Here is a 6,266-nt window from a genome sequence, read left to right as displayed (position 1 = left end):
AAACGCTGGATCACCCGCTGGAAAGCCGCTCTGAACGCCTTCGCCATCACCTTCGAAGGCCGTCTGACCCCGACCACTCGATAGAACTAATTCAAGATCGAGTTACACCGTTTTCTGGACAGGCCCTGCGAGACGTCGTCATCATCTCCATCAGCGGGCTTGCGCTCGTCGCGGTCACTCTTGCTTTGCAGTACACCCGGCTCGGTCGCGCCACGCGCGCGGTGTCGGACAATCCGGCCCTGGCCTCTGCGACGGGGATCAGCGTCGATCGTGTCATAACCACGGTGTGGATCGTGGGCACCGCGCTGGCGGGACTGAGCGGGGCGTTCTTGGGATTCTCCCAATCGGTGTCCTACCAACTGGGAGCGCAGGTACTGCTGTTGATCTTCGCCGCTACCTGCGTCGGAGGTCTGGGATCAGTGTGGGGCGCGCTGATCGGCTCGATCATCATCGGGCTGTTCGTCGAGACCTCAACCTTGGTCATCCCATCGGAACTCAAGTTCGCAGGCGCGATGGTTCTGCTGGCGCTGGTCCTGCTCGTCCGACCACAAGGCTTGCTCGGCCGCGCCGAGAGGATCGGGTGAGGACATGGACATCATCGGCGCCGTCACGGGGGCACTGCACGACGGCTTCGGCTATATGGCCGTCTCGTTCTGCTTGGCTGCTATCGGTTTGAACATTCAGTTCGGCTACGCCGGGCTGGTCAACTTCGGTCAGGCCGCCTTCTTGTCGGTAGGCGGTTACATCATGGGCGCGGCGATCGCCACAAGCGGGATTCCCACCGTCCTCGCGATCCTGCTCGCGATCGCCTTCACCGTGGCCTTGGCGCTGATCTTGGGTATCCCTACCCTGCGTCTTCGGGCGGATTACCTGGCGATCGTCACCATCGCGGCGGCAGAGATCCTACGACTTGTGTTCGGGACGTCGTTCCGGACGTACTTTCACGGCAAGGACGGTGTGACCGGCTTTACCGCCGGGTTCCGAAGCCTCAACCCGCTGCCGAACTACGACGGCTTCTTCCTGACCTACAGCCGGGAGGAGCTGTGGACAATCATTGTCGGCTGGGGCCTGGTCATCATGATCAGTCTGTTCACCTGGGCCCTGATGCGATCACCGTGGGGAAGGGTTCTTCGGGGCATCCGTGAAGACGAGGATGCGATGCGGTCGCTGGGCAAGAACGTCTACAGCTACAAGATCCAGGCACTCATCCTCGGTGGAGTGGTCGGATGCGCCGGAGGTTTCGTGGGCGCGTTCGGGGCCGCTTCGGTCCAGGCCGACACGTTCAACCTGGACTTCACCTTCATCGCCTTGACCATGCTCATCCTCGGTGGCGCCGCTCGGATCCTTGGTCCGATCGTCGGCGCGGTGATGTTCTGGGCGATCCTGTCGTTCCTCGGATCGGTCTTGACGCAGTTGGCGGGCTACCCGGTCGTGGCGCAGTTCATGAACGCCGACCAAGCATCAATCTTCCGGCTGATGTTGGTCGGATTGGTGCTGATGCTGCTGATGATTTTCCGCCCGCAAGGCATCTTCGGTGATCGAAGGGAGATCGCGCTCGATGCCCACTGACAACGTCCCCACTGACCACCTCTCCTCGGGCATCGCACCCAAGGACGTCCCAGCTGCCGGTGATACGTCGCAGCCAAGGGTTCCCGACCCCGGTGCCGGGGAGAACAAGTCGATGCGCGAGTGCCGGACTGCTTTGCAGTCGGTGCCGCAGGAGCCTGGCGCTGCCAAACCCGACCCCGTTGTGGTCGTGAACGGAATCCGCCGCACCTTCGGCGGCCTCACCGCGGTCGATGTGGAACATCTCGAAATCCAACGTGGGGTCATCACCGCCTTGATCGGACCCAACGGTGCAGGCAAGACCACGTTCTTCAACCTGCTCACCGGCTTCGATCAACCCGATGCCGGTTCCTGGTCCTTCGACGGGACACCGCTCAAAGGCAAGGCAGCCTACAAAGTGGCACGCCTCGGCATGGTCCGGACCTTCCAGCTGACCAGAGTGCTCTCGAAACTGACAGTAGTGGAGAACATGCGGATGGGCGCCACAGGTCAGCGTGGCGAACACTTGTGGGCCGCCGCGCTCCCCGCCCTGTGGCGGGCGCAGGAACGAGACATCACCGACCGGGCCCGAGACCTGCTCAAGCGGTTCAAGCTCGACGCCAAGGAGGAAGATTTCGCCGGGTCCCTGTCAGGCGGCCAGAGAAAGCTGCTCGAGATGGCGCGAGCGCTCATGGTCGAACCGAAGCTGGTCATGCTCGACGAACCCATGGCCGGCGTCAACCCAGCGCTGAAGCAGTCTCTGCTCGGGCATGTGAAGTCGCTTCGGGATCAGGGAATGAGCGTCCTGTTCGTCGAACACGACATGGACATGGTGCGAGAGATCTCTGACTGGGTGGTCGTCATGTCCCAGGGCAAGGTGATCGCCGAGGGACCCCCCACATCCATCATGTCGGACGAACGGGTCATCGATGCCTACCTCGGAGCTCGCCACGACACCGACATCAGCGAGCTCGAACACGTGATCCAGGTCGAGCACGCGCACGACCACGCCGAGCAGTTGGTCGACCGGGAGGTCCCGAGATGACTTCTGCCCATCAGGGCCCATCGGACTCCCAGGTCACCGATCAGGGCGAGATCGTGGCTGAAACCGATCCCAACGCCCCAAAGATCGACCAGGCAGCGCAGACAAGGCATCTTCAGGCGGCCGAGGGTGCAGCCCTTCGCGCCGACAATCTGATCGCCGGGTATCTCCCCGGAGTCAACATCTTGAATGGCGCCGATCTGTACTGCCAACCGGGCGAGTTGGTCGGCATCATCGGACCCAATGGCGCCGGCAAGTCGACACTGCTCAAAGCACTCTTCGGGCTGGTCAAGATCACCGCTGGGACGGTTCGCCTGCAGGGCGAAGAGATCACGAACCAGCGCGCCGACGCACTGGTATCCCAAGGGATCGGCTTCGTACCGCAAACCAACAACATTTTCCCCTCGCTCACCATCGAGGAAAACCTGCGGATGGGGTGCTACCAGTCCCCCAAGAAGTTCGCCCTCCGGTTTGCGTTCGTGACCGACCTGTTCCCTGCGCTGGGCCGGCGCCGCAAGCAGCGGGCCGGACAATTGTCAGGCGGTGAGCGGCAGATGGTGGCTATGGGCCGGGCTCTGATGATGGAACCCTCCGTGTTGTTGCTCGACGAACCCTCAGCGGGCCTGTCCCCGGCGCTGCAGGACGAGGTGTTCGTCCAGACCCGAGCCATCAACCGCACCGGTGTATCGGTCGTCATGGTCGAGCAGAACGCACGCCGCTGCCTGCAGATCTGCGACCGCGGGTACGTCCTCGACCAAGGACGCAACGCCTACACCGGGTCCGGCCAGGCGCTGGCCCGTGACCCCAGGGTGATCGAGCTGTATCTCGGCACCTTGTCCAATGCCGCCCAGGCAGACAGCACACCTGCCGGCCGGCGGAACTAGGACTACGACCGCACCTGTTCGCCGGTCGAATCCTCCCATCGCGTCCGCTCCTGACCTCCGCCACGACACAGCCGTGCACCGCACCAATAGCGCAACAGTCCTCACCACACTTGGAGGCCCCATGCCGCTCCCCAGACGCATCCCCTGTATCGCCGTTTTGGCCTTCGCCGCGCTGGCAACCGCCGCTTGCGGTTCTAACAGCAGCCCCACCGCAGCCGGCAGCGAGCCGCCGGCCACGGCGGGCACCCAGCCGCCAGCCAAGGCGGGCACCCAGCTCTACTTCGTAGACGGCAACACCGCCGACTACTCCGGTGATTTCGAGCCGGGCACTCTCAACGGTGTGCGCGCCACCCTGCCCGGCGGCAAGATCGGCGACGAGTTCCGGCAGCGGATCCTCAAGATCAACAGCAAGGTGAAGGACTTCACCTACGCTCCGGAGGCCTACGACGCCACGATCCTCTCAGCCCTGGCTGCGATCGCCGCCAAAAACGACTCCGGCAAGGCGATCGCCGGGAAGGAGATCGGCATTACCAGGGATGGGACAAAGTGCACCAGCTTCAAGCAGTGCGCCGACCTACTCGCCGACGGAACGGACATCGACTACGACGGCGCCTCTGGCGCGATCGAGATGAACTCGACAGGAAGCCCGTCCGCGGCGACCGTCGGCATCTACCAATTCGGGCAGGACAACAACTACAAGAATGTCGGCTACGTCAACGGCACCACTCCGGACCAAGCCAACATCCGAGCCGACCAGAAGGTCAGCGGCCCAATCCCCAAAGGGGACGGCACCCTTACGTTCGGCACCTTGCTCCCTGCCACAGGGGACAGCTCCTTCCTCGGCGCCCCGCAGTTCGCCGGCGTGGACCTGGCCATTGACGAAATCAACAAGGCCGGGGGTGTGCTGGGCAAGGATGTGAAGCAGTTGAAGGGCGACTCCGGTGACGGGTCGCCGAACATTGCGCCATCCGAGACCGACAAACTGCTCCGCGGTGGTGCCGACGTCATCATCGGCGCCGCTTCCTCGTCGGTGTCGCTGTCGGTCATCGACAAGATCTCCGGGGCCGGCGTCGTCCAGATATCGGCCGGAAACACCTCGACCGCATTCGACACCTACCCCGACCATGGCATGTACTTCCGCACGGCCCCCTCCGACGTCCTGCAGGGGCAGGTGATGGCCCAGACCATCAGCGAGGACGGTCACCGCAACATCGCAATCCTCGCCCGGCAGGACGCCTACGGAGAGGCATTGGCGAAGAACGTCCGCTCCTTCTATGAGGAATCCGGCGGCAAAGTCGTCTCCTATGCCCTTTACGACGCGAACGCAGCCAACTACACGGCCGAGGTGGAGAAGGTGAAGGCCCAAGACCCGGACGCCATCGTGCTGATCTCGTTCGACGAGAGCAAGAAGATCGTCCCGGAACTCATCAAAGCCGGCATCGGCCAGAACGGCTGAGCCCGTACCTAGCCGGTGGTCGTGGCTCCGGATCCGCCCCGCAGCCACGACCACCCAGACTGCCGTGTCGCCCGTGGAGTGGAGAAGTTTTTCGCATGACCACCAGACCGCCAAAAGCCAGTCCTACCGCCACCGCAGAGTACGGCGCCGACCCCGACTTTGACACGGTGTACGACCGCGCCACTTTCGGGTCAGCCAAATGGGCCAACCAATGGGACGAATTTTCACCGCGTGTCCGGGGCGAGGATCTGCTGTCGCTATGGACGGCCGACATGGACTTCCGGGCGCCGACGACCGTCATCGACCGCCTGCGCGCCGCTGCGGACCACGGTATCTACGGCTACACCCTGCGAGACCCGGAACACTTCCAGATCGTGCAGAACTGGTTCACCGTCAGGCACGGCTGGACACCACCGGTGGAAACGCTCCTCCCGGCCCCTGCGATCATGTCCTCGGTCGCAGCAATCTTGCGCACCTTCACCGCCCCTGGAGATGGGGTGATCGTCCAGTCACCGGTCTACTCGCCGAACTTCGAGGCCATTACCGGTAACCACCGGCGGCTGCTCGTGAACCGGCTCCGGCTCATCGACAACCGCTACGAGTTCGACCTCGACAACCTGGCCGAGCTGGCCGCATCCGGCGCGAAGGTGCTACTTCTCTGCAACCCCCACAATCCCTCGGGCCGGAGCTGGACGGCCGACGAGCTGCTCGCCGTGAACGACATCTGTGCGCGCTACGACCTTCTGGTGATTTCTGACGAGATCCACTGCGACATCCGACTGAACGGCCGGCCCCACGTGGTCTATGCCTCGATCAGCAGCGACGCCGCCCGCCGAGCATTCATCTGCACTGCCCCCACCAAGACCTTCAACCTTGCCGGCCTGCCAACGGCCACACTCTCGGTTGCCGATCCATACCTGCGCTCGGAACTGCTGAACGCCATGCGGGCATCGTTCATGATCAACGCGCACTACTTCGGTCGTCTGGCCTTGGAGACTGCCTACACTACGGGTGGTCCGTGGCTCGACCGGCTGACCGAATATCTCAAGGGCAACGTGGCCTTCGTGCACGAGTTCGTCCAAGAGCGGCTGCCCGAGATCACGCCGATGCCGCCGGACGCATCGTTCCTGGTCTGGCTCGAGGCTCGTGAGCTTGACGCTCGTGTGGGCGGGCTGCACCAGTTCCTTGTCGACCGTGCGGCTGTCAATCTCTACGACGGCCGGGTCTACGGCCCCGGAGGAGAGGGGTGCGTCCGACTGAACGTCGGCTGCCCCCGGAAGGTGCTGACTGAGGCGCTCGAACGCATCGATCATGCGCTATCACGGTAGCGCTCCTCGGG

General features: G+C 63.5%; 6 protein-coding genes. All 6 read left to right on the top strand.

Annotation, left to right across the window (positions count from 1 at the left end; all coding sequences use genetic code 11):
- Positions 1–80 precede the first annotated feature (80 nt).
- The 6 genes from ACTWPT_RS38480 (at position 81) to ACTWPT_RS38455 (ending at position 6,255) form a co-directional block, all read left to right on the top strand.
- A complete protein-coding gene (locus ACTWPT_RS38480; RefSeq protein WP_443182444.1) occupies positions 81–584 on the top strand; it encodes a branched-chain amino acid ABC transporter permease in 504 nt (167 codons plus the stop codon).
- A 4-nt stretch (positions 585–588) separates the two neighbouring features.
- Positions 589–1,569, top strand: coding sequence for a branched-chain amino acid ABC transporter permease (locus tag ACTWPT_RS38475; RefSeq protein ID WP_443182441.1), 981 nt, complete (start codon positions 589–591; stop codon positions 1,567–1,569).
- Between the two features lie 112 nt (positions 1,570–1,681).
- Positions 1,682–2,590 (top strand): ABC transporter ATP-binding protein, encoded by a 909-nt coding sequence (locus ACTWPT_RS38470; RefSeq protein WP_443182443.1) that lies wholly within the window; start codon positions 1,682–1,684, stop codon positions 2,588–2,590.
- Complete coding sequence (locus ACTWPT_RS38465; RefSeq protein WP_443182440.1) at positions 2,587–3,471, top strand: ABC transporter ATP-binding protein; 885 nt, start codon at positions 2,587–2,589, stop codon at positions 3,469–3,471. The genes ACTWPT_RS38470 and ACTWPT_RS38465 overlap by 4 nt, the downstream gene beginning before the upstream one ends.
- 121 nt (positions 3,472–3,592) lie before the next feature.
- Complete coding sequence (locus ACTWPT_RS38460; RefSeq protein ID WP_443182439.1) at positions 3,593–4,927, top strand: ABC transporter substrate-binding protein; 1,335 nt, start codon at positions 3,593–3,595, stop codon at positions 4,925–4,927.
- Positions 4,928–5,022: 95 nt separating this feature from the next.
- Complete coding sequence (locus ACTWPT_RS38455) at positions 5,023–6,255, top strand: MalY/PatB family protein (protein ID WP_305915574.1); 1,233 nt, start codon at positions 5,023–5,025, stop codon at positions 6,253–6,255.
- Positions 6,256–6,266 lie beyond the last annotated feature (11 nt).

This window comes from Nonomuraea sp. 3N208, from assembly GCF_052245935.1.
In the GTDB taxonomy this organism is placed as follows: domain Bacteria; phylum Actinomycetota; class Actinomycetes; order Streptosporangiales; family Streptosporangiaceae; genus Nonomuraea.
The sequence above is the reverse complement of the archived record's forward strand: the minus strand, read 5'-3'. Positions and strand labels throughout refer to the sequence as shown.